The organism is Sphaerisporangium siamense (assembly GCF_014205275.1).
Taxonomy (GTDB): domain Bacteria; phylum Actinomycetota; class Actinomycetes; order Streptosporangiales; family Streptosporangiaceae; genus Sphaerisporangium; species Sphaerisporangium siamense.
Genome location: NZ_JACHND010000001.1, coordinates 5,441,435 through 5,465,294 on the forward strand (window position 1 = coordinate 5,441,435; position 23,860 = coordinate 5,465,294).

Sequence of the window (23,860 nt, forward strand, 5' to 3'; positions counted from 1 at the left end):
TCAGCGCACCAGCGGGATCGTGAACACGAAGCACGCCCCGCCGCTCGGGGAGTCCTCCACGTGGACGCCGCCCTCGTGCGCCCGGGCGATCTCGTCGACGATCGCCAGGCCGAGCCCGCTGCCCGCGCCGTCGCGCTCGGGGTAGGCCCCGAGCCGGGTGAAGCGCTCGAAGATCCGCTGCCGGTCGGGCTCGGGGACGCCGACGCCGTCGTCGGACACCGCGAGCGTCGCGACGGCGCCGCGCCGCCCGACCTCCACGCCCACGTTCTCCCTGGCGTAGCGCTGGGCGTTGTCGAGCAGGTTGGTGAGCACGCGGGAGATCTCGGCGGGCACGGCCTCCACGGTCACGTGCGAGGTGATGGCCAGGGACACCTGGCGGTGGTCGGCCCGGTCCTTCACCTCCCGGTGGACGCGCTCGCCGAGGTCGAACCGCTCGCGGTGCCCGGCGCGCCGCACCCGCGTGCGGGCCAGCACCAGCAGGTCGGCCACCATGGCCTCCAGGCGGTCGGCGCACGGCAGCAGGCGGGCCGCGAGCGCGGTCACGTCGGTCTCGTCCGGGTGGGTGATCGCGTCCTCCAGCTCCGTGCGCAGCGCCGTGATGGGGCGGCGCAGCTCGTGGGCGACGTCGCCGGCGAAGCCGCGCTCGCGGCCGAGATGGTCCAGCGTGACGCCGAGCGCCTCCAGGAGGCCGGCGATCTCGGCGGGGTCGTTCCCGGCCGGTGCCAGGCGGCGGGCGTGCCCCTCGTTGATCTCGGTCAGGGTGGCGGCGACGGCGGCGACCCGCCGCAGCGGCCGCCGGCCGGCCGCCCGGCCCGCCAGCGCGGCCACCACGGCGAGGGCGGCCGCCGGTCCGGCGCGGCGGGCGAGGTTCCGCGGGATCACGCCGCCCCGGCCGTCCGCGCCCGGCCCGGGACGTCTGCCGGCGTCGCGCGACGGCGAGCGTGCGTGCCCGATGCCCACGAGTGCCTCCCGTGCGGACGCCCCCGGCGCCCATGTGCCCGGCCGGGCCCGCGGAAGCGACCTGCGGCCCGGCGTCGGCGGGGTCGGCGCGGGCGGTGCGCCCGCCGCGCGCCGCGGCGCCGCGAACCCCTTGGCGCCTCACAGACAACTGTACGTCGCGACGGGTCTGACCTGCGAGGACGCCCGTACGGACGTCGCCGGTCCCCGCCGCGCCCGCCGTCCGCGGCGGGGAGGGGATGGCGGGGAACCCACGCCGCTCGCGGCGGGTTTCTCCCCTCGTGGGGGGGGGGGCGGGGTGGCGGGGCGCCCGCGGCGTCCGCGGCGGGGTTCTCCCTCGTGGCGGGGCCGGTACGGGCTCTCGCGGGGACGCTGGCCGTACACTAGGCGTATGCGCACTCCCGATTGATCGGCGCACTCACGGAGGCGGGCCGAGCCGCGCGGCCGTCCCGCGCCCCCCGTCACCTTCCGACAGCACGTTCCCCGCCCGACGTTTCCCCGTTCTGGGAGTGTTCCCTCATCATGATCATCGCCTCCGACATCGAACTGCGCGCCGGTTCCCGCCTGCTCATCGAAGGGGCGTCCTTCCGCGTCAACCCGGGCGACCGCATCGGCCTGGTGGGCCGCAACGGCGCGGGCAAGACCACGCTGTGCAAGGTGCTCGCCGGGGAGGGCCTCCCCGCCGCGGGCACGGTGACCACCAGCGGGAGCGTCGGCTACCTTCCCCAGGACCCGCGCACCGGCGACCTGCACGTGCTCGCCTCCGACCGCATCCTGTCGGCCCGCGGCCTGGACGAGGTGCTGCGCGAGCTGCGCGAGGCCGAGGGCGGCATGGCCTCGGCCGACGATCGCGTCCGCGACCGCGCGGTGCGCGCGTACGGCCGCCTGGAGGACCGGCTGCACGTGCTCGGCGGGTACGCCGCCGAGGCCGAGGCCGCCTCGATCGCCTCCAGCCTGGGTCTGCCCGACCGCGTGCTCAAGCAGCCCCTGGAGACGCTGTCCGGCGGCCAGCGCCGGCGGGTCGAACTGGCCCGAATTCTGTTCAGCGGAGCGGAGACTCTCCTGCTTGACGAGCCGACAAACCACCTCGATGCAGACTCAATCGGGTGGCTTCGTGATTTTTTACGATCGCACCAGGGCGGCTTGATCATTATTAGCCACGACGTCGGGCTCCTTGAAGCGACGGTCAACCGCGTCCTGCACCTCGACGCCAACCGCTGCGTCGTCGACACCTACAACGTCGGCTGGACCGCCTATCTCGCCCAGCGCGAGACCGACGAGCGCCGCAGGAAGCGCGAGCGCGCCAACGCCGAGCGCCAGGCCTCGCAGCTCCTCGCGCAGGCCGACCGCATGCGCGCCAAGGCCACCAAGGCCAAGGCCGCGCAGGACATGGAGCGGCGGGCCCGGCGCCTGCTCGCGGGCGTCGAGGAGGAGCGCCGCAGCGACAAGGTGGCCAAGCTGCGCTTCCCCGACCCCGCCCCCTGCGGGCGCACCCCGCTGACGGCCACGGGTCTGTCGAAGTCCTACGGCTCGCTGGAGGTCTTCACCGACGTGGACGCCGCCGTCGACCGGGGCACCAGGGTCGTGGTGCTCGGCCTCAACGGCGCGGGCAAGACCACGCTGCTGCGCATGCTCGGCGGCCTGGAGAAGCCCGACAGCGGCGAGATCCGCCCTGGTCACGGCCTCAAGCTGGGCTACTACGCCCAGGAGCACGAGACCCTGGACAGCGGGCGCAGCGTGCTGGAGAACATGCGCTCGGCGGGCCCGGACGTGCCGGACGTCACACTGCGCAAGGTGCTCGGCTCGTTTCTGTTCAGCGGCGAGGACGCCGACAAGCCCGCCTCCGTGCTGTCGGGAGGGGAGAAGACCCGCCTGGCCCTGGCCACGCTCGTGCTGTCCAGCGCCAACGTCCTGCTGCTGGACGAACCCACGAACAACCTGGATCCGGTCAGCCGCGACCAAGTACTTTCAGCGTTGAGGTCCTATTCTGGGGCAATTGTCCTCGTTACGCATGATGAGGGCGCCGTGGAGGCCCTGCAACCAGATAGGGTGATCTTGCTACCGGACGGAGTGGAAGACGCGTGGAGCGATGAATTTTCCGATCTTGTGGCACTTGCCTGATCTTAATTTGAGCGGGTACGGATCTTTTCCCGTGGAGTAGGTAGCCGATCCGGCAGAAATGACTGATCATGGCGTGAGTAACGCTGCGGAAGTCTGGCACTACAGGAGGTACTCGTGGCCGAGACTCTGAAGAAGGGCACCCGGGTGACCGGAGCCGACCGTGAAAAACTGGCCGCCGATCTCAAGAAGCGCTACGCCGCGGGTGAGAGCATCCGCGCGCTGGCCGCTTCCACCGGCAGGTCGTACGGGTTCATCCACCGCATCCTCAGCGAGTCGGGCGTGACTCTGCGCGGGCGCGGCGGGGCCACCCGGGGTAAGTCGAAGCGCTAGACGCGGCCGCCTCGAACGCGCGACCGCACCGCTCGCAGGTTCGGCCCGCGGCCGTCCCCGACACGCCGATAGAATCTCATTCTGGAGACTCGGGCGTGGCGGGACCGCGACTGCAGGAACGGAGCGAGCGATGCCGGAAGCGACGGTTGGGGGGAGTGCGGCGAAGATCTCGGCGGGCGAGGGCGCCGGACCGGGCACGAGAGGAACGCGGACGCGTTCCGCGGGGGTGCGCGGCGAGGCTGACAGGGCCCTCGGCAGCGAGGAGCTCGCGGAGATCGGCATGCGCTTCGAGGTGGACGGCGAGATCGCGACGATCACGCTGGACCGGCCGGACAAGCGGAACGCACAGACGTTCGCGACCTGGTCGGCCCTGGCCCGGATCGGCAACACGTTGCCCGGGCAGGTGCGCGTCGTCGTGGTCAGAGGCGAGGGGCCGTCCTTCTCAGCGGGCATAGACCTGCGAATGTTCACTCCGGAGGGCGTACCGGGGCAGGGCTCGTTCGCGTCCGTGGCCGCGCTCGACGCCGATGTGTCCGGCGAGCGGATCAGGCAGGCCCAGCAGGGGTTCCTGTGGCTGAGACGTCCGGACATCGTGTCGATCGCGGTGGTTCAGGGACACGCGATCGGGGCCGGATTCCAACTGGCCCTGTCCTGCGACCTGCGGATTCTCGGCGAAGACGCCAAATTCTGTATGAAGGAGCCCGCTCTCGGGCTCGTCCCCGACCTGACCGGGACCAAGCCGCTGGTCGAGCTCGTCGGCGTGTCCAGGGCCCTGGAGATCTGCCTGACGGCCCGCGTGGTGGAGGCCGCGGAGGCGCTGAGGATCGGGCTCGCCGAACAGGTGGTGCCCGTGGGCGAGCTGGAGGCGGCCACCGCGAGGCTCGCGTCCGCCCTCCTGACGACCGACAGGGCGGCCGCGGCGGCGACCAAGCGCCTGCTGCGGGGCGCGCAGGGCCGCTCGCTGGAGGAGCAGAGCGCGGCCGAGCGCGCGGAGCAGGTGATGCGCATCCAGACCATGTTCGGCGGCCACGGCGGCCCGGGCAACGACGAGCGCACGAAGAACGCGCGAACCGTGCGGGACCAGCCGGAGAACGGCCCCGGCGGCCGGGCGCCGTCCGCGGGGTGATCGTTCGCCGAGAGCTGATCGGGGAATGCCGCGACCGGCCGGCGCGCTGCGCCCGAAGAAGATGACGGGCATCCCGGGCTTATAAGACACGGGGAGAAGATCGGCGAAGGGCGACGATGTCGATGCTGGGCGGGGGAATGGGCGGCGGATACGGCCCCCAGGTGATGCGGTCCCTGCGGCGGGACAGCTCCGTGACCAAGGAGCGGCTGACACCGGGCACCGTCCCGCGCATCGCCCGCTACGCCAGGCCCTACCGATGGCACATCGCCGCGTTCCTCGCGCTCGTCGTCCTGGACGCGGCCATCGTGATCGCCAACCCCCTGCTGCTGAAGGCGATCATCGACCACGGCATCATCCCGCGCCGCACCGACATCGTGATCAACATCTCCCTCGTGATCGCGGGCCTGGCCGTGCTGGACGCCGGGCTCGGGCTCGTGCAGCGCTGGTACTCCTCGCGCATCGGCGAGGGCCTGATCTACGACCTGCGCACCGAGGTCTTCGACCACGTGCAGCGCATGCCGGTCGCCTTCTTCATGCGCGCCCAGACCGGCGCGCTGGTCTCCCGGCTGAACAGCGACGTCATCGGCGCCCAGCGCGCGCTGACCAGCACCCTGTCGGCCGTGGTGTCCAACGTCGTGAGCCTGATCATGGTGCTCGGCGCGATGCTGCTGCTGTCCTGGCAGGTGACGCTGGTCGCGCTGGTGCTGCTGCCCGTCTTCGTCCTGCCCGCCCGCTGGGTCGGCCGGCGCATGTCCGGCCTCACACGCGAGCAGATGCAGCTCGACGCCGAGATGAGCTCGATGATGACCGAGCGCTTCAACGTGGCCGGCGCCATGGTCGCCAAGCTCTACGGCCGCCCCGAGGACGAGGCGCTCCAGTTCGGCCGGCGCGCCGGGCGGGTACGCGACGTCGGCATCACCGTCGGCATGTACGCCACGGTCTTCCGCGTCGCGCTCGGCCTGGTCGCCGCGCTGGCCACCGCCCTGGTGTACGGCGTGGGCGGCGTGCTGGTCGTCGACGGCGCCTTCGCCATCGGCACGCTGGTCGCGCTCGCCGCCATGCTCATGCGCCTGTACGGGCCGCTGACCAGCCTGTCCAACGTGCACGTGGACGTGATGACCGCGCTGGTCAGCTTCGACCGGGTCTTCGAGGTGCTGGACCTGAAGCCCATGGTGGCCGAACGCCCGGACGCCAGGCCCCTGCCGAGCGGGCCGGTCACCATCGAGTTCGACGACGTGAGCTTCCAGTACCCCTCGGCCGAGGAGGTCTCCCTGGCCTCGCTGGAGTCGGTGGCCCGCCCTGACACCGGGCCCGGCCAGGAGGTCCTGAAGGGCGTCGACTTCACCGCCGATCCCGGGCGGCTGGTCGCGCTGGTCGGCCCGTCGGGCGCGGGCAAGACCACGATCACCTCGCTGGTCTCCCGGCTGTACGACGTCACCGGCGGCACGGTGCGGATCAACGGCGTGGACGTGCGCGACGCGACGCTGGCCTCCCTGCGCGACACCATCGGCGTCGTGACCCAGGACGCCCACCTGTTCCACGACACCATGGGCGCCAACCTGCGGTACGCGCGGCCGGAGGCGAGCGACGAGGAGATCTGGGACGCGCTGCGGGCCGCCCAGATCGCCGACCTGGTCGAGGCGCTGCCCGAGGGCCTGGAGACGGTCGTCGGCGACCGCGGCTACCGGCTGTCCGGCGGCGAGAAGCAGCGGGTGGCGCTGGCCCGGCTCCTGCTCAAGGCTCCGCGGGTGGTCGTGCTCGACGAGGCCACCGCGCACCTGGACTCGGAGTCGGAGGCGGCGGTGCAGCGGGCGCTGAAGACCGCGCTGGCCGGCAGGACGTCCCTGGTGATCGCGCACCGCCTGTCCACGATCCGCGAGGCCGACATGATCCTGGTCGTCCAGGACGGCCGGATCGCCGAGCGCGGCCGGCACGACGACCTGCTCGCCCGGGGCGGCGCCTACGCCGAGCTGTACCGCACCCAGTTCGAGCACCAGCGGTGAGCCACGCGGACCCCCGGCCGTCTCACAGGTAGCCGAGCCGCCCCAGCTCGTCCTTGGCGATCTTCTCCACCAGCGCGGCCTGCTCGGGGCGCAGCCCGGAGCGCCACACCCCGACCCGGGGGGCCGCCGCGCCGTACAGGCCGACCGTGGCGACCCGGGCCTCCAGGAAGGCCGAGACCGACGCGAGCGTCTCGGCCGGTGAGGCGGCCATGTCCTCGTAGCGGACGGTCAGGAGCTGCTCGCGCGGCATCTCCTGGCGCAGCGCGGCGCTCAGGCGCACGGCGCTGCGCCAGCGCAGGGCGCACTTGCCCGCCGGGTCCATGCGCGACCACTTGTCGCGGTGCTCGCCCGCGTTGACCCCGAGGAACGGGTTGGGGAACTCGGTCTCGTCGCTGAGCAGGCCCGGCCTGGCCCAGGTCATGGCGGCCCGGTCGGCCAGCATGTCGGCGGCGACGTCCCTGCCGTCGCGGATGAACTGCACCAGCCGGGCGTCGGGGAACGCCTGCAGCAGGATCGGCGCGCTGTAGAGCAGGTCGGGGTTGGCGTCGCCGAACCGGACGACGGCGCCGGCGGACGCGCACGGGCCGCCGCCGCCGACCGCGCCGGCCTCCCGGCACACCGCCGGGCAGTCGGCGCAGGCCCCGGGGACGATCTGCCAGGCCTCGGCGAGCGCGTCGCGCAGCACCCGCACCGCGCCGCCGCCCTTCCTGCGCATGATCGACGGCCGCCGCGCGAAGGCGTACACCACGTGGGCGACCGCGGCGCGGCCGATGGTGACGTGGAAGCCCGGGGAGCGTTTCAGCGCACGGGCGAGGAGGTTCGCGCCGGAGTGCGGGGCGCCGAGCACGAACACCGGTCGACGGACCTTGATGCCGTTGACCACGAGAATGTGGGGCGGGGGTCGCATAAGTGAGGACAGTCTGACACCCTTTGCGAGGTGAACGAACCGGCTACGCCCCGCCTCTCGGTGGTGCATGGCGTCACCTGGGTAAGAGTACTCACCATGGCGGAAGTTTCACCCGATTCGCGGGGCATCGCCGCCATTGATGCCGCGGGCCTCGTCCCCGCGCCGTGCCCTGTCTCCGTGTCATCTGTCTCTTCTGTCCCATCGGTCCCGGGAGCGGTCCGGTGAGCGGCCGGCGCCTGTGGGTGCCCTCGCGCCTGCGGCCGGGCGACCGGGTGGCGATCGTCGCCCCCTCCGGCCCCGTCGACCCGGTCCGCCTCGCGCACGGCCGCCAGGTGCTCACCGAGGCGGGCCTTGAGGTCGAGGTCATGCCGCGGGTCATGCACCGGCGCGGCTACCTGGCGGGATCGGACGCGGGCCGGGCGGCCGACCTGCAGGAGGCCTGGTGCGACCCCGCCTACCGCGCGGTGGTGTGCGCCCGCGGCGGGTACGGCGCCACCCGGCTGCTGGAGCTGTTCGACTGGCCCGCCATGGAGGCGGCCCGCCCCAAGATCCTGCTCGGGTCGAGCGACATCACCGCCCTGCACCAGGCGTTCGCCGCCCGTCTCGGCGTCGCGAGCTGCTTCGGGCCGATGCCGGCCTGCCGGACGCTGGGCGACCTTGAGGGGCCGGAGCCGGCCACCCTCGCCCACCTGCGCGCCTCGCTGTTCGAGACCGAGGCGCCCGGCCCGATCACCGGGGACCGCGTCATCGTGCCCGGCCGCGCCGAGGGCCCGCTGACCGGCGGCAACCTGGCGCTGCTCGCCGCCCTGTGCGGCACGCCGTACGCCCTGCGCGGGCGCGGGCGCCTGGTCCTGCTGGAGGACGTCGGCGAGGAGCCCTACCGCGTCGACCGCATGCTCACCCAGCTCCTTCAGGCCGGATGCCTGGACGGGGTGGCGGGCATCGTGCTCGGCTCCTGGGTGGACTGCGGCGACCCGATGGCGGTGCTGATCGAGCGGCTGGCCCCGCTGGGCGTCCCCATGATCGCGGGGCTGCCGGTCGGGCACGGCTCACCACAGTTCACCGCCTGGATGGGGGCGGACGCGGTTATTGATACGGAATCGTGCTCTTTGACTTGCCTGTTCCGCGACCCTGCGACGGCAATGTAGGCGTCGGTCCGGGGGAAGACAGCGGTAGTTGGGAGCCTCGTGTGGGCTTGTTCAGGCGGCGCCGCGACCGGCGGGCCGGCGCGCGGCGCGCGATCGAGGACGTCGACCTCGACTCGCTGCTCGCGCTGGTCGCCGACGATCTGGGGTACTCGTGGGAGTTCACCCCCGACGGCGCCACGCTCGTGCTGTCCGGCCCCCGGCGGGTCGCCGTCGCGCTCACGGGCCTGCGCCGCGAGGTCGCGCGCCGTCCCCGCGAGGACTGGCCGACGCTGGCCGCCGGCCATCTGACCCGCGCGGTCGAACGGGGCGACCACCTGCCCGACGTGTGCGACCTGGCCCGCGTGCGTCCCCTCCTGCGCACCCGCCTCGTGCGCGCCGACGACCTGCGGGAGGACCCCTCCCGGCTGATCGGCCGCCACCTCGGCTCCGACCTGGTCGAGATCCTCACCGTCTACGGCAGGCCGGTGCGCCCGGAGGAGGCGTTCTGCTGGCCCGTCACCCCCGCCGAGGCCCTGGACCTGGCGGCGGCCAACGTGCTGGCCGACGAGCGGCTCACCTCCGAGCGCGCCGACCTGGACGGCACGCCCGTCTGGATCATGTCCGGCTCGGACTCCGGCGCCGCGGTGCACCTGCGCCGCATCGAGGACTACCTGCTGGTGTCGCCCGACGGCGTCATGGTCGCGATGCCGCACCCCGGCGAGATGATCGTCCACCCGATCGGCGGGCTGTCGGTGATGCGCGCCATCGAGCGCCTGTGGCTGCACGCCCGCCGCGAGTACCGCGCCCGCGACGACGGCCTCAGCCCGCACGTCTACTGGTGGAAGGACGGCACGCTGACCAAGATCCAGGCCGACCTGGTGGTCCAGGACGGCCAGCGCCGCCTGGTCGTCGCCCCGCCACCCGAGTTCGCCCGCATGCTCGCCGACCTGGCCCGGGGCCGCTAGCCCAGCAGGCCGGCGTGGCGGTGCGGGGCGCCCTCGGGCAGGGAGAGGGTGTGGGCGGCGTGGATCAGCGGGACGTGGCTGAACGCCTGCGGGAAGTTGCCGACCAGCCGGCCGTAGCGCGGGTCGTACTCTTCGGCCAGCAGCCCGACGTCGTTGCGCAGGGACAGCAGCTTCTCGAACAGCTCGACCGCCTCGTCCCGCCTGCCGATCATGGCCCGTGCCTCGGCCAGCCAGAAGCTGCACGCCAGGAACGCGCCCTCACCGCCGGAGATGCCGTCGACGGCGTTGCGCTGGGCGAGGGGGTAGCGCAGCACGAAGCCGTCCGACATCAGCTCGCGCTCGACGGCCTCGACGGTGCCGATCACGCGGGGGTCGTGGGGCGGCAGGAAGCCCGTCTGGGGGATCAGCAGCAGCGCCGCGTCCAGCTCCTCCGAGCCGTAGGACTGGGTGAAGGTGTTCCGCTCCGCGTCGAACCCCTTGGCCATGACCTCGGCGTGGATGCGCTCGCGCAGCGCGCGCCACCGGTCGGCGGGCCCGCTCTGGCCGAACCGCTCGACCTGCCGTATCGAGCGGTCGGCGGCCACCCACGCCATGACCTTGGAGTGGACGAAGTGGCGCCGCGGCCCGCGCACCTCCCACAGGCCCTCGTCGGGCTCGTCCCAGTGCGACTCCAGAAAGTCCATCAGCGAGCGCTGGATCGCCCAGGTGCGCGACTGGGCGGGCAGCCCGGAGGCCCGTGAGACGTACAGGCAGTTGATCACCTCGCCGTAGACGTCGAGCTGGAGCTGGTCGACGGCGGCGTTGCCGATGCGCACGGGCCGGGAGTCCTCGTAGCCGTCCAGCCAGGACAGCTCCATCTCCGGCAGGCGCCGCTCGCCCGCGACGCCGTACATGATCTGCAGGTCCTGGGGGCGGCCGGCGATGGCGCGCAGCAGCCACTCGCGCCAGTCGCGGGCCTCCTCGACGTAGCCGGCGCCGATCAGCGCGTCGAGCGTCATGGTCGCGTCGCGCAGCCAGCAGTAGCGGTAGTCCCAGTTGCGCACGCCGCCGAGGTCCTCGGGCAGGGAGGTGGTGGGGGCGGCCACGATGCCGCCGGTCGGGGCGAAGGTGAGGGCCTTCAGGGTGATCAGCGAGCGGGACACCGCGTCGTGCCAGCGCGCCGCGCCGCGCGGCTCCCACTGGTCGGACCATTCGGTCCAGATGGCCTCGGTCTCGGCCAGCTCCGCGATCGGGTCGATGTCGTGCGGCTTGGGGGAGTGGGAGGGGTGCCAGGTGAACACGAACGGCAGCCGGTCGCCCGCACTCATGCGGAACGTGGCGCGGTGGGCGTAGTCGCCGCCCTGCAGCGGGACCGGCGAGTGCAGCCAGACCGAGTCGGGGCCGCCGATGGCCTGCAGGACGCCGTCGCTGCGGCGCACCCAGGGCACGATGCGGCCGTAGTCGAAGCGGATGCGGATCTGCGTGGCCATCTCGACGGTGCCGGCCAGGCACTCGACGACCCGCACCAGGTCGGGGTTGGCCTGGCGGGGCGGCATGAAGTCGGTGACGCGGACGGTGCCCTCGGGGGTGTCCCACTCGGTTTCGAGGATCAGCGTGCCGGGGCGGTAGCGGCGGCGCGTGCTGAGGCGGCGGCCGGGGCCGGCCGGGCCGATCCACCAGCTTCCGTTGCGCTCGCCGCCGAGCAGGGACGCGAAGACGGCGGGGGAGTCGAACCGGGGCAGGCAGAGCCAGTCGATCGAGCCGTCCCGCCCGACGAGCGCGGCCGACTGCATGTCCCCGATGATGGCATAGTCCTCGATCCGCATGCCGTCACGCTAGTACCCCGTGGCGGGATGTGGGTCACGATCCCTGCGGCGGGACGTCCCCCGGCGCCGGTCGCGGGCGGGGGCGCATCCGGGGCATGAAGAACTGGGTCAGCGGGCCGATGGTCAGCGCGAAGACCACGGTGCCCACGCCGACCGTGCCGCCGAGCAGCCATCCGGCCGCGAGGACGGTGAGCTCCACGAGCGTGCGCGCGGCGCGGATGGACAGGCCGAGCCGGTGCAGGCCGGTCATCAGCCCGTCGCGGGGGCCGGGGCCGAGCCCGGCGCCGATGTAGAGGCCGGTGGCGGCGGCGACGAAGACCACGCCCGACAGCAGGTAGGCCCAGCGCAGTACGAGGTTCTCCGGGGTGGGGGCCAGCCAGAGGGTCAGGTCGGCGAACAGGCCGAGGAAGACGATGTTGCTGACCGTCCCGACGCCGGGCCGCTGCCGGAGCGGGATCCAGAAGACCATCACGACCAGCCCCACCAGGATGATCCATGTCCCGATGGACAGCCCGGTGCGGACCGACAGGCCCTGGTGGAACACGTCCCAGGGGCCGTTGCCGAGGTGCGACTCGACCTGCAGCGCCGCGCCGGCGCCGTAGAGGGCGAGCCCGGTGTACAGGCGCAGGAGCCGCTGGGGGAGAGATCCCAGGTACGGGAGGGAGAGTTCGCTCATAATGCTGGTAATGGTGTGATCTGATTGGCTTGCCCATAAAGGGCCAATCCTAGAAAGTGGCCTTATGGAGCGCTATCTGAGCGGGCCGCAGCTCGCCAGGCTCGTCGAGATCCCCGCCGGCGCACGCCCCTACTACCGGGCCCTGGCCCGGTCGGTGCGCACGCTCGTGCTCGACGGCCGCCTGCCCACGCGGGTGCGCATGCCCGCCGAACGCCACCTGGCCGAGGCCCTCGGCGTCAGCCGCACCACCGTCACCGCCGCCTACGACCGGCTGCGCGAGCAGGGCTACCTGGAGAGCCGCCAGGGCGCGGGAAGCTGGACGGCGCTGCCCGCGCCCGGCGCGCTCGGCACCGAGAACCCCTGGACGTTCGCCGACGGCGACGACGGCCGGCTCCCGCTGCACTCCGCCGCGCCGCCCGCGACGGCGCTGCTCCCCGAGGCCCTGGCCGGTGCCGCCGAGGACTACCCCCGCTACGGGCTCGGCACCGGCTACGACCCGGTGGGCATCCGGCCGCTGCGAGAGGCCATCGCCGCCCGGTACGTCGCCAGGGGCCTGCCCACCCGGCCCGACCAGATCCTGGTCACGCTCGGCGCCCAGCACGGCACCCACCTGCTGATGTCCCTGCTCGCCGGGCCGGGCGACCCCGTGCTCGTCGAGTCGCCCACCTATCCGCACGCGCTGGACGCGGCGCGGGCCCGTGGCGCGCGGCTGGTGCCCGTCGGCGTGCAGGAGGACGGGCCGCCCATGGACCTGGTGCGCTCCGCCCTGCGCCAGTCGGCCGCCCGGCTCGCCTACGTCATCCCCGACTTCCAGAACCCGACGGGGGTGCTGATGCCCGACGCCGTCCGCGCGGCCCTGACCGAGGCGGCGCGCCGGCACGACACGACGCTGATCGTGGACGAGAGCTGGGCCGAGATGGCGACCGACGAGGTGCCCCCGGTCTCCCCGCTCGCGGCCTTCGACACCGACGGCCGGGTGATCAGCGTCGGGTCGGCGTCCAAGCTGTGGTGGGGCGGCCTGCGCATCGGGTGGATCCGCGCCACGGCCGCGCTGGTGCGGCGCCTGGTCGCGGTGCGCGCCTCGGTCGACATCGCCGCGCCGCTGTTCGAGCAGCTCGTGGTGACCCGCCTGTTCGCGCGGGTCGAGGAGGTCAGGGCCGAGCGCCGCCGCACGATCACCGCCTCGCGGACGGCGCTGGTGGAGTCGCTGCGCGAGCGGATCCCCGAGTGGCGGTTCACCCTGCCCCGCGGCGGCGCCTCGCTGTGGGTGTGCCTGGACGCCCCGGTCGCCACGCCCCTGGCCGACGCGGCCGCCGCCTGCGGCGTGCGGCTGGCCCCGGGCCCGTGGTTCGGCGTGGACGGCACGCTGGAGCGGTACCTGCGCCTGCCCTACACGATGTCCCCGGTGGCGCTCACCGAGGCGGTCCGCCGCCTGGACGTGGCCCGCACGCTCGGCCCCGGCGCCGTCCCCTGCCGTCCCGGCGCGCCGCTGACGCCCACGCTGTGAGGCGGGCCTAGGCCGGCACCTCGCCCATCAGCACGCGCAGCCGCCGCGAGAAGCCCAGCAGCACCGCCGCGGCGGCCACGGCGATCACGGCCAGCGTGGCGAAGTAGGCGGGCTCGGACATGTGCCCGAGCAGCCGCGCGGTCTGGCCGCCGATCGCGTCGCCGACGGCGAACGACAGGAACCACACCCCGAGCATCTGGCTCCGGAACGCGCGCGGGGCCAGCTCGGTGGTCACCGACAGGCCCACCGGGCTGAGCGACAGCTCCCCGAACACCTGGATCAGGTACACCAGGAACAGCCACCACACCGAGATCCTGCCGGACTGGGCCAGGTGGGCCGCGTAGGCCATCACCAGGAAGCTCGCGCCGACCAGGAACAGCCCGGCGGAGAACTTCTGCGCGGCCCCCACCCGGGCGCCGAGCCGCACCCACAGGGCCGCGAACACCGGCACGAAGATCAGGATCAGCAGCGGGTTGAACGACTGGGTGGTCGCGGCGGTGATGGAGTGCCCGAAGAGCCGCAGGTCGGTCTTCTCGGCCGCGAAGTCGTTGAGCACGGTGGGGGCCAGGTCGTAGATCATCCAGAACACGGCGGCGGCGGCGAACAGCCAGACGTACGCCTTCATCTTCGTCCGCTCGCCGGAGGTCAGGTTGTGGCTGCCGAGCAGGATGTAGGCGAAGTAGGCGATCGGCACCAGGATCGTGACCACGGTGAGCGCGACCGTGAACCTGTCGATGGTGAGCGTGCCCGACAGCGCCCACAGGCCGAGGGCGAGCGCCGTGGTCGCGAGCCCGGCGACCGCCATGCTGCCGAAGCGGCGGCCCTCCTCCGGCGTGAGGCGGTGGCCCGGCTCGTCGCCGGCCCCGCGCAGGTGCCGTCCGCCGAGGGCGTACTGGGTCAGGCCGATGGCCATGCCGACGGCGGCGGCGCCGAAGCCGAGGTGCCACCTGCCGTCCTTGGCCAGGTTGCTGACGACGTAGGGGGCGGCGAAGGCGCCGAGGTTGATGCCCAGGTAGAAGATGGAGAATCCGGCGTCGCGCCGCGCGTTGTCGCCCTCGGGGTACAACCGGCCGACCATGGTCGAGATGTTCGGCTTGAGCAGGCCGGTGCCGGCCACGATCAGCCCCAGGCCCAGCCACACCAGCGTGGCCCCCTCGATCGGGACGGCCATGCAGATGTGCCCGAGCATGATCACGCAGCCACCGGCGAGCACCGCCTTGCGCGCGCCGAGCACCCGGTCGGCCAGCCATCCGCCGGGCAGCGCCAGCAGGTAGACCAGCGCGCCGTAGACGCCGACGACCGCGGTCGCGGTGGTCTTGGGCAGGCCGAGCCCGCCGCCGGACACCGTGGCGACCAGGAAGAAGAACAGGATGGCGCGCAGCCCGTAGAAGCTGAAGCGCTCCCACATCTCGGTCATGAAAAGCGTGACGATGCCGCGCGGATGACCGAAGATCGTTCTCTCCCGCGCGCGCTGGCCGGCCTCTACGGACATGCCGGTACGCCCCCGTTTCGCTCAGGTGCCGCGATCTCCCCCGAGACCGCGTGATCGCCTCCGGACGGGCGTCAGGCACGCTCCGACCAGATGGGCCGATTGTCCTGAATATCCGAAAAAGTGCTCACTGTACAAATATGGGCGCTCGCTGTCCGTCTACCTGATCACGCCGCGTGGCCGTCCGGACACCCCCCGGGGCCGCCGGGAGGAGGGGCGTCCCTTCTCACCCGCGAGGTCTTGTCTGCCATGAACGCCTGTGGTGCGATGCATGCCACCTGTGCACGCGGGATCACCAGGAGGCGCGACATGGCCGACCCCCGGGTCATTGCGGAACGTTCCGAGATCGAGGCCGAGATCGCCGGCCGCACCATCTGCGATCAGCTCAAGCTCACGGCCGAGCGCTTCCCCGACGCCCCAGCCTACTCCGACCCCGCGCCCGAAGGCGGCTGGACCACCCTGACCTACGCCGAGGCCCGCCGCCGCGTCCTCGCGATCGCCGCGGGCTTCGCCGCGCTCGGCCTCGGCCCCGGCGAGGCCGTCGCGCTCATGATGGTGAACCGCAGCGAGCACGTCCTGGCCGACCTCGGCGCCGTCCACGCCGGCGGCGTGGCCTGCTCGATCTACTCGACCTTCGCCCCCGACCAGGTCGCCTTCGTCGCCGGGGACGTCGGCGCCCGCATCGCGGTGCTCGGCGGCCCCGACGACCTCGACCGCTGGCGGCAGGTCCTGGCGGGGCCCGGCGGCCCGCGCAAGGTCATCGTGCTGTCCGGCGCCCCCGAGGGCGAGCGGTTCATGAGCTGGGACGACTTCCTCGCGCTCGGCGAGCGCGAGCTGGCGCGCGACCCGGCGGCCGTGGAGGCCCGCGCCGCCGCCGTCACCGCGGGCGACGTGCTCAGCGTGCTGTACACCTCCGGCACCACCGGCGACCCCAAGGGCGTGCCGCTCACCCACGCCGGCATCTTCTACGAGGTCGTGGGCACCGACCGCCTGACCCGGCTGCCCGAGCGCGGCCCGCAGATCTCCTACCTGACCTACGCCCACATCGCCGAGCGCGTGCTCAGCCTGTACCTGCCGCTGTTCAAGGTCTCCCACATCCACTTCTGCACCGACATGGCCCAGCTCGGCGCCGTCCTCGGCCAGGTCAAGCCCGTGCTCTTCTTCGGCGTGCCGCGCGTCTGGGAGAAGATGATGGCCCGCCTGCAGGCGCTGCTCAGCACCCAGCCGGAGGAACAGCAGGACCAGGTGCGCGCCGCCATGGCCGCCGGCCTCGCGTACGTGGAGGCGCTGCAGTACGGCCGCACGCCGTCCCCCGAGGTCACCGCGGCCTACGACCGCGCCGACGCGGCCCTGCTGGCGATCATCCGGTCCATGATCGGCTTCGAGAACGCCCGCTGGCTGGCCACGGCGGCGGCGCCCATGCCGCTGGAGGTGCAGCGCTTCTTCGCCGGCCTCGGCATGAAGGTCCTGGACGTGTACGGCATGACCGAGACCAGCGGGGCGTTCACCGCCAACAGCGACGGCGAGTTCAAGCTCGGCACGGTCGGGCGGCCCGGCCCCGGCGTCGAGGTTCGCATCGCCGAGGACGGCGAGATCATCACCCGCAGCCCGGCCAACACCCCGGGCTACCTGCACCGCCCCGAGGCCACCGCCGAGCTCATCGACGAGGACGGCTGGCTGCGCACCGGCGACGTCGGCTCGATCGACGAGGACGGCTTCGTCAGCATCCTCGACCGCAAGAAAGAACTGATCATCACCGCGGGCGGCGAGAACATCTCCCCGGCCAACACCGAGAACTACCTCAAGGAGCACCCGCTCATCGGCCAGGCCCTCGCCTACGGCGACCGCAGGCCCTACGTCGTGGCGGTCCTCACCCTGGACGGCGAGGTCGCCCCGGTGTGGGCGCGCGGGCACGGCATCGAGTTCACCACCCTCGCCGAGCTGGCCGCGCACCCCGACGTGCTCAAGGAGGTCGAGGCCGCCGTCGCCGCCGCCAACGGCAAGCTCGCCCGCGTCCAGCAGGTCAAGAAGTGGCGCCTGCTGCCGGACGAGTGGACCGCCGAGACGTTCGAGCTCACCCCGAGCCTCAAGCTCAAGCGGCGCGTCATCCACACCAGGTACGCCGAGGTGATCGACGCCATGTACGAGGGCTGACCGGCGGCCCCCTCCGTCCCGGCGGTCCTGTCCCCGTCTGTGTCCCGGCGTCGTCCCGGCGTCGTCCCGTCGGCCGGTGTTTTACCCGAGGGGGCGCGTGTCGGGCTCCGGGGGTTTACCGGCCGGTGCCTAGCCTCCACCGCATGACCATGAGACGTCTGCTCACGTCCTCGGTGGCCGGGCTGGTGGGGCTCGCGGTCCTGGCGGAGGCGCCGGCGGCGCCCGCCGCGGCGCCCCCGCCCTCGTCCCGGGGGACTCCGGCGGCGGGGCCCGCGCGGGCTCCCGAGCGGCCGGCCATCCGGTCGGTGCGGATCCGCCCGAGGAGCCCGGTGGCCCGGCCCCGTGGCGTGGTCCGCCTGGTCGTCGAGGTGGTGGCCCGGGGCGCCTCCGGCAGGAACGGGGTCACCCTGCGCGTCGAACCGGCACGCCGCCGCGCCGTGAAGCGCCCCCGGGCGCACGTGAAGCGCTCACCGGCGCAGGTGAAGCGCTCCCCGCGGAAGCGCCCCCCGGCCCGTGGGAGGCCCGCCACGCGGCCCGCGGTCGCGGCGCGGCCCTCCCTGGCCGCCCGCTCGGGCGCCGCCGTGGCCGGCCTCGCGGGGCCGGGCTGGGAGCTGTGGCGGTTCGATCCGCCGGTCGGGCTCACCCGCTGGTACCCGGCGGGCCGGTGGCGGGTGGTCGCGACCGCGAGGAACGCCGGGGGAGCGCGCTCGACGGCCTCCTCGACGTTCCTGTTCCGCAAGGCCACGATGTTCAGCGGGGTCCGCGTGACCCCGGTGCGCGGGCGCGCGTGGCGGGTGCGCGTCTCCGGCACCCTCATGCGGGTCGATCCCACGGGCAGGTATGACTACTGGTCCTTCCCCGGTCAGCGGGTCACGGTGCAGTTCAGGAAGCACGGGGGCCGGAAGTGGCGGAGCGTCGCCAAGGCCCGCACCGACGGGGAGGGCCGGTTCGCACGGCAGGTGAGACGGGCACATGGGACATGGCGCGTGATATATCCAGGAAACTCGCATTATTCTCGAAGTGCTACCTCACGCCGACATGTAGCTAGGAAATAGGACAAATAGGCATACGTCCTGCCGTAACCTGTGTGGCGGAGTGTCCATTTTGTAATAATCAGTGGGGCGATTCCCGGCAACTTTCCCCGTCCTGAGAGCGTCTATGACGTAGGCACACCCCCGCTTGGGATGCCTTTCTCTACGGGGAGAGGAAAGTCCGCATGATGAAACGCATCGCCACCGCTCTGGTGGCGGCCGCCATGGGCGCCTCGGTGCTCACGGTGGCGGCTCCGGCGCTGGCCGACCCGGCGCCGGACGACCCGGTGAGCATCGAATCCGTCAAGGTGACCCCCGACCCGGTGGTCATCCGCGGGTCCGATGACGTCACGGTCACGGCCACGGTCCACACCGTGAACGCCACGGACGTCAAGATCGGCTTCGGGCCGACGGGGCAGGGCGGCGCGCGTGACTGCAACCCGTGCCCCGGCGCCGCGAAGGCGTCCGCCGGTGGCGCGGAGTGGAAGACCTGGACCCGGAGCGTCGTCCTGGACCGCCACGACCCGGACGGCAAGTGGGTCGTGTACGTCGAGGCGACCGGACGCGACGGCAAGGTCGTCAAGGCCGAGTCCTCCTTCCACGTCCGGCACGTGACCGTGCACAAGCCGTACCGCGGCCCCCGCGCGACGCGGATCGAAGGGTTCGACGCGAGCCCCGAGCCGGTCAGGAAGGGCCGCAAGCTGACGCTCGAAGGCAGGCTCACCGCCGCCAGGTGCCGTGGCAACTGGTGGTGGAACGGCGACGTCTTCGTCGTCGGCGACGGCCGCTGCCGCGACGACCACCGCTGGAGCAGCTGGCGCCAGGTCGGCTGGCAGGACGTCAAGGTGTACTTCCACCCCGCGCGCGGCGGCCGGTGGCAGTACGTTGACACGATCGGGACCAACCCGGACGGGACCTTCTACACGAGGATCCCGGCCTACTGGTCCGGCACGTGGAAGGTCGTCTTCGAGGGCGCGCGCGGCCTGTACGGGTCGTCGGCGACCGACTACGTGAAGGTCGTCGGCTGACGGGCCGATGAGCGAACGGCGGAACGCCCGGTCCCCACGCGGGGCCGGGCGTTCCGTCGTCTCCGGACGGTCTACGGCTCCCGCGCGAGCTCCAGGGCGGTCAGGTCCAGAGCGCTCAGCGTGAGGATGTTCGCGATCTGGTCGACCGGCATCCCGGCGTCGCCGAGCTGGGTGATGGTGACCGCCGCGCGCAGGAACACCCGGCCGATCACCACCTCGTCCACGTCCGGCATGTCCCTGCGGAAGAAGTCCGCCAGCTGCTGCCCCACCTCGCGGTCGGCGTGCACGCGCGGGTGGTTCAGCTCGGGGCTGGACAGGATGTCGGCCAGGTCCCTGCGCTCGTCGTCGGTGAGCTTGCTCAAAGGTGGTCGCCTCCCGCAGCGGTGTCCGTCACAGGGAGACTATGCGGTGGCGATCTCCGGGAGAACGCCACCCCGCCGGTGATCGGCGGGGCCGTGCCGGACAGTGCGCCGAACCCTGGGCCGGCCGTGCCGCACGCTCAGCGGGTGACCGCTTCGACGAGCTTGCGCCGCTGCTGCGCGCCGAGGCCGCCGACGCGCCGCTTCTCGTCCACGCCGGCCCGCTCCATCAGCGCGGCGGCCTTGGTGGGGCCGATCCCGGACAGGGCGCGCAGGGCCTGCGACACCTTGATCTTCTTGGCCGTGTCGTCTTCGCGGTCGAACAACTGGGCCAGCGTCAGCTCCCCGGTCTTCAAGCGCGCGAGGAGCGCCGCGCGCGCCTGCCGGGCCTCGGTCGCCTTGACGAGAGCGGCCTGGCGCTGCTCGGGGGTGAGGACAGGGAGGGCCATCAAGTACTCCTTGGATGGTTCGATGTCGTGGGGCGTATGACCGCTTCGTTGCGGTCGGGGGTGTGTTACCCCCACGTCGGGCGTTAATCATGGGTTCTCCAGGCCAGGGCCTGTTCCGGGCCGCTGCCCATCTCCCTCGACATGTCACATAAATCGTAAAATTTGGGTCTTCAAAGTTCGGACTCACGGCCTGACTCTCAGTGAAGGCGCGTGGCGAAACCCCCGAGCGCGCGCCTGAGGGAGGAACACGTGAGACGACGTCTGTACGTCGCGTTCGCCGTCCTGGCACTGCTGCTGACCAGCGGCGTCACCGCGGTGGGCGCCGCCGCCGAGCCGCCGGGCAACTACCAGTACCTGGTCCAGGGGCCGAGCACGGCCCAGGAGCGGACCGCCGTGGTGCGGACCGGCGCCGCGATCGACGAGGTGGCCGCCGCCTCGGTCGTGGTCACCGCCAGCGAGGCCGAGGTCGCCGCCATCAAGGACCTCGGGTACACGGTCAAACGGCTGCCGCGGCCGCTCGCCCCGTCGCTGCCGCGCCCGCAGGACTTCCCCTCCGCGGACTCCGGTTACCACAACTACGCCGAGATGACCGCCGAGATCAACCAGCTCGTCGCCCGGTACCCGAACCTGCTCAGGAAGACGAGCTACGGCACCTCCTACGGCGGCCGCGACCTGATCGCCGTCAAGGTGAGCGACAACGCCGGCGTGGACGAGGACGAGCCCGAGGTGCTGTTCACCCACCACCAGCACGCCCGTGAGCACCTGACCGTCGAGATGGCGCTCTACCTGCTCAACCTGTTCACCAGCTCCTACGGGACCGACACCAGGATCACCAACCTGATCAACACCCGGGAGATCTGGATCCTGCCCGACCTCAACCCCGACGGCGGCGAGTACGACATCGCCACCGGCTCCTACCGGTCCTGGCGCAAGAACCGGCAGCCGAACTCCGGCTCGTCCTATGTCGGCACCGACCTGAACCGCAACTGGGCCTACAAGTGGGGCTGCTGCGGCGGGTCCTCCGGCTCGACCTCCAGCGAGACCTACCGCGGCCCGTCGGCCGAGTCCGCGACCGAGGTGCGCGCGGCGGCGAACTTCGTGCGAGGGCGGGTCGTGGGCGGCGTCCAGCAGATCAAGGCCCACATCGACTGGCACACCTACTCGGAGCTGGTGCTGTGGCCGTACGGCTACACCTACAACGACACCGCGCCCGGCCTGACCGCCGACGACGCGAGCGCGTTCGCCACGCTCGGCCGCAACATGGCGAGCACCAACGGCTACACCCCCGAGCAGTCCAGCGACCTGTACATCACCGACGGCAGCGTCAACGACTGGATGTGGTTCAACCACAAGATCTTCAGCTACACCTTCGAGATGTACCCGCGCGGCAGCTCGCCGGGGTTCTACCCGCCCGATGAGCAGATCGTCCCGCAGACCACGCGCAACAAGGAGGCGGTGCTGCGCTTCCTGGAGTACGCCGACTGCGTCTACCGCATCATCGGCAAGCAGTCGCAGTACTGCGCGTAGCGTCCCCGCCGCTCCCGGACCCGCGTACCACGGCGACGGGAGATGACGGGCCTGTCCCAGGGGTCCCGCGGATTCGCTTCTTTCTCAGCAGTCACCAGGTAATGCGAATTTTCGGGACCTTTCGCTTTTTGCGGGCAGACGTGACTCTCAGTACAGACACCTGCAAATCTCCTGACCAGGCGTCGGGAAGCGACCAGGTGCGACGGCGTCCGCCGACCCGGCCGGGATTCGTGGCCCCCCGGGAACGCGGCGCCGTCCGTCGCCGCGCCGGTGTCCCGGGACGCCGGCGCGGCCGTCGCCCCGGCCGTGACCCCGTCCGGAATCGGGGGTGGGATCACGGCCGGACCGGCGGCGCGGACACCCGCCCGGATCCGCGGGACGTCGTGCGGCGATACGGGCCCCCGGCGGTCTGAAGTAAGCTTTCCTGTCCCGTAGGCATCAAAGGACCGCTCCCACCACAGGGAGCGCGGCCTGGCGCGTCCGGGGGCGCCATCCCGGGTCGGCCGAAGCCGCCGGTGCGGGCCCCCGGCGGACGGTGGGCGTGCCGCGGGTTGGAACCATAGCACCTGGTAGGGGAGCACCCCTGCGCGTCCGCCCTGGAACGAGGAGCCCGATCATGACCCCCGACGTCACCGAGGACACCATGGCCTTCGCCGACCTCGGGCTGCGGCCCGAGCTCCTGCGCGCGCTGCTGGCCCTGGGGTACGAGGAGCCGACGCCGATCCAGCGCGAGGCGATCCCGCCGCTGCTGGCCGGCCACGACCTGCTCGGCCAGGCGGCCACCGGCACCGGGAAGACCGCGGCCTTCGCCCTGCCGATCCTGCAGCGCATGCCGCGGGAGGAGCGCGAGGGCGGCGCCCCGACGGCGCTGGTGCTCGTGCCGACCCGCGAGCTGGCCGTCCAGGTGTCGGAGGCGATCCACCGCTACGGCCGCGAACTCGGCGCCCGCGTGCTGCCGATCTACGGCGGCCAGCCGATCGGGCGCCAGCTCAGGGAGCTGCAGCGGGGCGTGGACGTCGTCGTCGCCACCCCCGGCCGCGCGCTGGACCACATGGGCCGCAAGACGCTGCGCATGGAATCGCTCAAACTGGTCGTGCTCGACGAGGCCGACGAGATGCTCGACATGGGCTTCGCCGACGACATCGAGGCCATCCTCACGGAGACCCCCGAGGACCGCCAGACCGTGCTGTTCTCGGCCACGATGCCCCCGCGCATCGACTCGATCGCCCGCGCCCACCTGAAGGAGCCGGTGCGCATCCAGATCGAGCGCGAGTCCACCGCCCCCGGCGAGGCGCCCCGCGTCCGCCAGAGCGCCTACGTCGTCTCCCGCGCGCACAAGCCCGCCGCGCTCGGCCGGGTGCTGGACGTCGAGGCCCCCGAGGCCACGATCGTGTTCTGCCGCACCCGCGAAGAGGTCGACCAGCTCACCGAGACGATGAACGGCCGCGGCTACCGCGCCGAGGCCCTGCACGGCGGCATGGGGCAGGAGCAGCGCGACCGGGTGATGGCGCGGCTGCGCGCCGGCACCGCCGACCTGCTGGTGGCCACCGACGTCGCCGCGCGCGGCCTGGACATCGAGCAGCTCACCCACGTCGTCAACTACAACGTCCCCTCCGCGCCGGAGTCCTACGTCCACCGCATCGGCCGGGTCGGCAGGGCGGGGCGCGAGGGCGTGGCGATCACGCTGGCCGAGCCGCGCGAGCACCGCATGCTCAAGACCATCGAGCGGGTCACCAAGAGCCGCATCGTGGTCGAGAAGGTCCCGACGGTCGCCGACCTGCGCGCCCGCCGCCTGGAGCTGACCCGCTCGGCCCTGGAGGCCAGCATCCTGGAGGACGACCTGGAGCACTTCCGGGTCGTGGTGGACACCCTGGCCGACGAGTTCGACGTCATGGAGATCGCCATGGCGGCGGTCAAGCTGGCGCACGAGGCCAGCGGCGCCGCCGCCGACGAGGAGGAGATCCCGGACCTTCCCCTGCGGCCGGAGCGCGAGGGCCGCGGGCGCCGCGAGCAGGGCGGGCGCGAGGAGCGGCGCGGCCGCGCGTCCTCCAGCGGCATGACCCGCATCTTCGTGGGCGCCGGGCGCAGCGCCGGGGTGCGCCCGCAGGACCTGGTGGGCGCGATCGCCAACGAGTCGCGCCTGAGCGGGCGCGACATCGGCGCGATCGAGATCGCCGACCGGTTCTCGCTGGTGGAGGTCCCGCAGCAGGCGGCGGACGACGTCATCGCCTCGCTGCGCCAGAGCACCATCAAGGGCAGGAAGGTCACCGTACGCCGCGAGCGCTTCTCTCCCCGCTGA

The 23,860-nt window shown here is 72.6% G+C and carries 19 protein-coding genes; 11 read left to right on the forward strand and 8 right to left on the reverse strand.

The features are described 5' to 3' along the window. Positions 1-960, reverse strand: coding sequence for a sensor histidine kinase (locus BJ982_RS25020; protein ID WP_184883929.1), 960 nt, complete (start codon positions 958-960; stop codon positions 1-3). A 519-nt stretch (positions 961-1,479) separates the two neighbouring features. Between BJ982_RS25020 and BJ982_RS25025 the strand changes: the two genes are divergently transcribed. The 4 genes from BJ982_RS25025 (at position 1,480) to BJ982_RS25040 (ending at position 6,537) form a co-directional block, all read left to right on the forward strand. Further along, a complete protein-coding gene (locus tag BJ982_RS25025; RefSeq protein WP_184883931.1) occupies positions 1,480-3,078 on the forward strand; it encodes an ABC-F family ATP-binding cassette domain-containing protein in 1,599 nt (532 codons plus the stop codon). 114 nt (positions 3,079-3,192) lie between these two features. Then, positions 3,193-3,408, forward strand: a complete 216-nt coding sequence (locus tag BJ982_RS25030) for a helix-turn-helix domain-containing protein (protein WP_093173121.1) — start codon at positions 3,193-3,195, stop codon at positions 3,406-3,408. Between the two features lie 280 nt (positions 3,409-3,688). Beyond that, complete coding sequence (locus BJ982_RS25035) at positions 3,689-4,534, forward strand: enoyl-CoA hydratase/isomerase family protein (protein WP_239123382.1); 846 nt, start codon at positions 3,689-3,691, stop codon at positions 4,532-4,534. Between the two features lie 116 nt (positions 4,535-4,650). Beyond that, positions 4,651-6,537: an ABC transporter ATP-binding protein gene (locus BJ982_RS25040; RefSeq protein ID WP_184883935.1), complete on the forward strand. Its 1,887-nt coding sequence runs from the start codon at positions 4,651-4,653 to the stop codon at positions 6,535-6,537. A gap of 22 nt (positions 6,538-6,559) precedes the next feature. Here the strand turns inward: BJ982_RS25040 and BJ982_RS25045 are convergent, their stop codons facing one another. Further along, positions 6,560-7,444: a sulfotransferase family protein gene (locus tag BJ982_RS25045; RefSeq protein ID WP_184883937.1), complete on the reverse strand. Its 885-nt coding sequence runs from the start codon at positions 7,442-7,444 to the stop codon at positions 6,560-6,562. A 221-nt stretch (positions 7,445-7,665) separates the two neighbouring features. On the opposite strand from BJ982_RS25045, the gene BJ982_RS25050 reads away from it, so the two are divergent. Next, entirely contained in the window at positions 7,666-8,592 is a 927-nt protein-coding gene (locus BJ982_RS25050; protein ID WP_239123378.1) for a S66 peptidase family protein, read from the forward strand. Between the two features lie 41 nt (positions 8,593-8,633). Further along, positions 8,634-9,536 (forward strand): hypothetical protein, encoded by a 903-nt coding sequence (locus BJ982_RS25055; protein ID WP_184883939.1) that lies wholly within the window; start codon positions 8,634-8,636, stop codon positions 9,534-9,536. Here BJ982_RS25055 and BJ982_RS25060 read toward each other — a convergent pair. Together BJ982_RS25060 and yczE are read right to left on the reverse strand one after the other, a co-directional pair. After that, positions 9,533-11,341 (reverse strand): glycoside hydrolase family 15 protein, encoded by a 1,809-nt coding sequence (locus BJ982_RS25060; RefSeq protein ID WP_184883941.1) that lies wholly within the window; start codon positions 11,339-11,341, stop codon positions 9,533-9,535. The two genes, BJ982_RS25055 and BJ982_RS25060, sit on opposite strands and share 4 nt — an antisense overlap. Positions 11,342-11,375: 34 nt before the next feature. Then, positions 11,376-12,017, reverse strand: coding sequence for a membrane protein YczE (gene yczE / locus BJ982_RS25065; protein ID WP_184883943.1), 642 nt, complete (start codon positions 12,015-12,017; stop codon positions 11,376-11,378). Between the two features lie 64 nt (positions 12,018-12,081). Here yczE and yczR point away from each other — a divergent pair, with 64 nt between their 5' ends. Then, positions 12,082-13,524: a MocR-like transcription factor YczR gene (gene yczR / locus BJ982_RS25070; RefSeq protein WP_184883945.1), complete on the forward strand. Its 1,443-nt coding sequence runs from the start codon at positions 12,082-12,084 to the stop codon at positions 13,522-13,524. Between the two features lie 7 nt (positions 13,525-13,531). Here the strand turns inward: yczR and BJ982_RS25075 are convergent, their stop codons facing one another. Further along, on the reverse strand, positions 13,532-15,016 hold the full coding sequence (locus BJ982_RS25075) for a peptide MFS transporter (protein ID WP_184883947.1): 1,485 nt from the start codon (positions 15,014-15,016) through the stop codon (positions 13,532-13,534). Positions 15,017-15,322: 306 nt separating this feature from the next. Here BJ982_RS25075 and BJ982_RS25080 point away from each other — a divergent pair, with 306 nt between their 5' ends. Continuing rightward, positions 15,323-17,167: an AMP-dependent synthetase/ligase gene (locus BJ982_RS25080; protein ID WP_184883949.1), complete on the forward strand. Its 1,845-nt coding sequence runs from the start codon at positions 15,323-15,325 to the stop codon at positions 17,165-17,167. A gap of 115 nt (positions 17,168-17,282) precedes the next feature. Here the strand turns inward: BJ982_RS25080 and BJ982_RS25085 are convergent, their stop codons facing one another. Then, the gene (locus tag BJ982_RS25085; RefSeq protein WP_184883951.1) at positions 17,283-17,984 is read right to left on the reverse strand and encodes a hypothetical protein; all 702 of its coding nucleotides are present in this window, start codon (positions 17,982-17,984) and stop codon (positions 17,283-17,285) included. Positions 17,985-18,383: 399 nt separating this feature from the next. Between BJ982_RS25085 and BJ982_RS25090 the strand changes: the two genes are divergently transcribed. Beyond that, complete coding sequence (locus BJ982_RS25090; RefSeq protein WP_184883953.1) at positions 18,384-19,226, forward strand: hypothetical protein; 843 nt, start codon at positions 18,384-18,386, stop codon at positions 19,224-19,226. A 71-nt stretch (positions 19,227-19,297) separates the two neighbouring features. On the opposite strand, the gene BJ982_RS25095 is transcribed toward BJ982_RS25090, so the two are convergent. After that, positions 19,298-19,588, reverse strand: a complete 291-nt coding sequence (locus BJ982_RS25095; protein ID WP_184617432.1) for a hypothetical protein — start codon at positions 19,586-19,588, stop codon at positions 19,298-19,300. Between the two features lie 137 nt (positions 19,589-19,725). Further along, the gene (gene mihF / locus BJ982_RS25100; RefSeq protein ID WP_184883955.1) at positions 19,726-20,034 is read right to left on the reverse strand and encodes an integration host factor, actinobacterial type; all 309 of its coding nucleotides are present in this window, start codon (positions 20,032-20,034) and stop codon (positions 19,726-19,728) included. A gap of 249 nt (positions 20,035-20,283) precedes the next feature. Here mihF and BJ982_RS25105 point away from each other — a divergent pair, with 249 nt between their 5' ends. Continuing rightward, a complete protein-coding gene (locus BJ982_RS25105; protein WP_184883957.1) occupies positions 20,284-21,561 on the forward strand; it encodes a M14 family metallopeptidase in 1,278 nt (425 codons plus the stop codon). A gap of 616 nt (positions 21,562-22,177) precedes the next feature. Next, a complete protein-coding gene (locus tag BJ982_RS25110; RefSeq protein ID WP_184883959.1) occupies positions 22,178-23,860 on the forward strand; it encodes a DEAD/DEAH box helicase in 1,683 nt (560 codons plus the stop codon).

What these genes read in the sequence shown, in the direction of transcription:
- BJ982_RS25045 (WP_184883937.1), bottom strand. Translation starts at nt 7,444, where the DNA reads ATGCGACCCCCGCCCCACATTCTCGTGGTCAACGGCATCAAGGTCCGT.
- BJ982_RS25080 (WP_184883949.1), top strand. Translation starts at nt 15,323, where the DNA reads ATGGCCGACCCCCGGGTCATTGCGGAACGTTCCGAGATCGAGGCCGAG.
- mihF (WP_184883955.1), bottom strand. Translation starts at nt 20,034, where the DNA reads ATGGCCCTCCCTGTCCTCACCCCCGAGCAGCGCCAGGCCGCTCTCGTC.
- BJ982_RS25110 (WP_184883959.1), top strand. Translation starts at nt 22,178, where the DNA reads ATGACCCCCGACGTCACCGAGGACACCATGGCCTTCGCCGACCTCGGG.
- BJ982_RS25025 (WP_184883931.1), top strand. Translation starts at nt 1,480, where the DNA reads ATGATCATCGCCTCCGACATCGAACTGCGCGCCGGTTCCCGCCTGCTC.
- BJ982_RS25075 (WP_184883947.1), bottom strand. Translation starts at nt 15,016, where the DNA reads ATGTCCGTAGAGGCCGGCCAGCGCGCGCGGGAGAGAACGATCTTCGGT.
- BJ982_RS25090 (WP_184883953.1), top strand. Translation starts at nt 18,384, where the DNA reads ATGATGAAACGCATCGCCACCGCTCTGGTGGCGGCCGCCATGGGCGCC.
- BJ982_RS25040 (WP_184883935.1), top strand. Translation starts at nt 4,651, where the DNA reads ATGTCGATGCTGGGCGGGGGAATGGGCGGCGGATACGGCCCCCAGGTG.
- BJ982_RS25035 (WP_239123382.1), top strand. Translation starts at nt 3,689, where the DNA reads ATGCGCTTCGAGGTGGACGGCGAGATCGCGACGATCACGCTGGACCGG.
- yczE (WP_184883943.1), bottom strand. Translation starts at nt 12,017, where the DNA reads ATGAGCGAACTCTCCCTCCCGTACCTGGGATCTCTCCCCCAGCGGCTC.
- BJ982_RS25060 (WP_184883941.1), bottom strand. Translation starts at nt 11,341, where the DNA reads ATGCGGATCGAGGACTATGCCATCATCGGGGACATGCAGTCGGCCGCG.
- BJ982_RS25085 (WP_184883951.1), bottom strand. Translation starts at nt 17,984, where the DNA reads ATGAGGGTGCCGGAGACGCGCACCCGCCACGCGCGCCCGCGCACCGGG.
- yczR (WP_184883945.1), top strand. Translation starts at nt 12,082, where the DNA reads ATGGAGCGCTATCTGAGCGGGCCGCAGCTCGCCAGGCTCGTCGAGATC.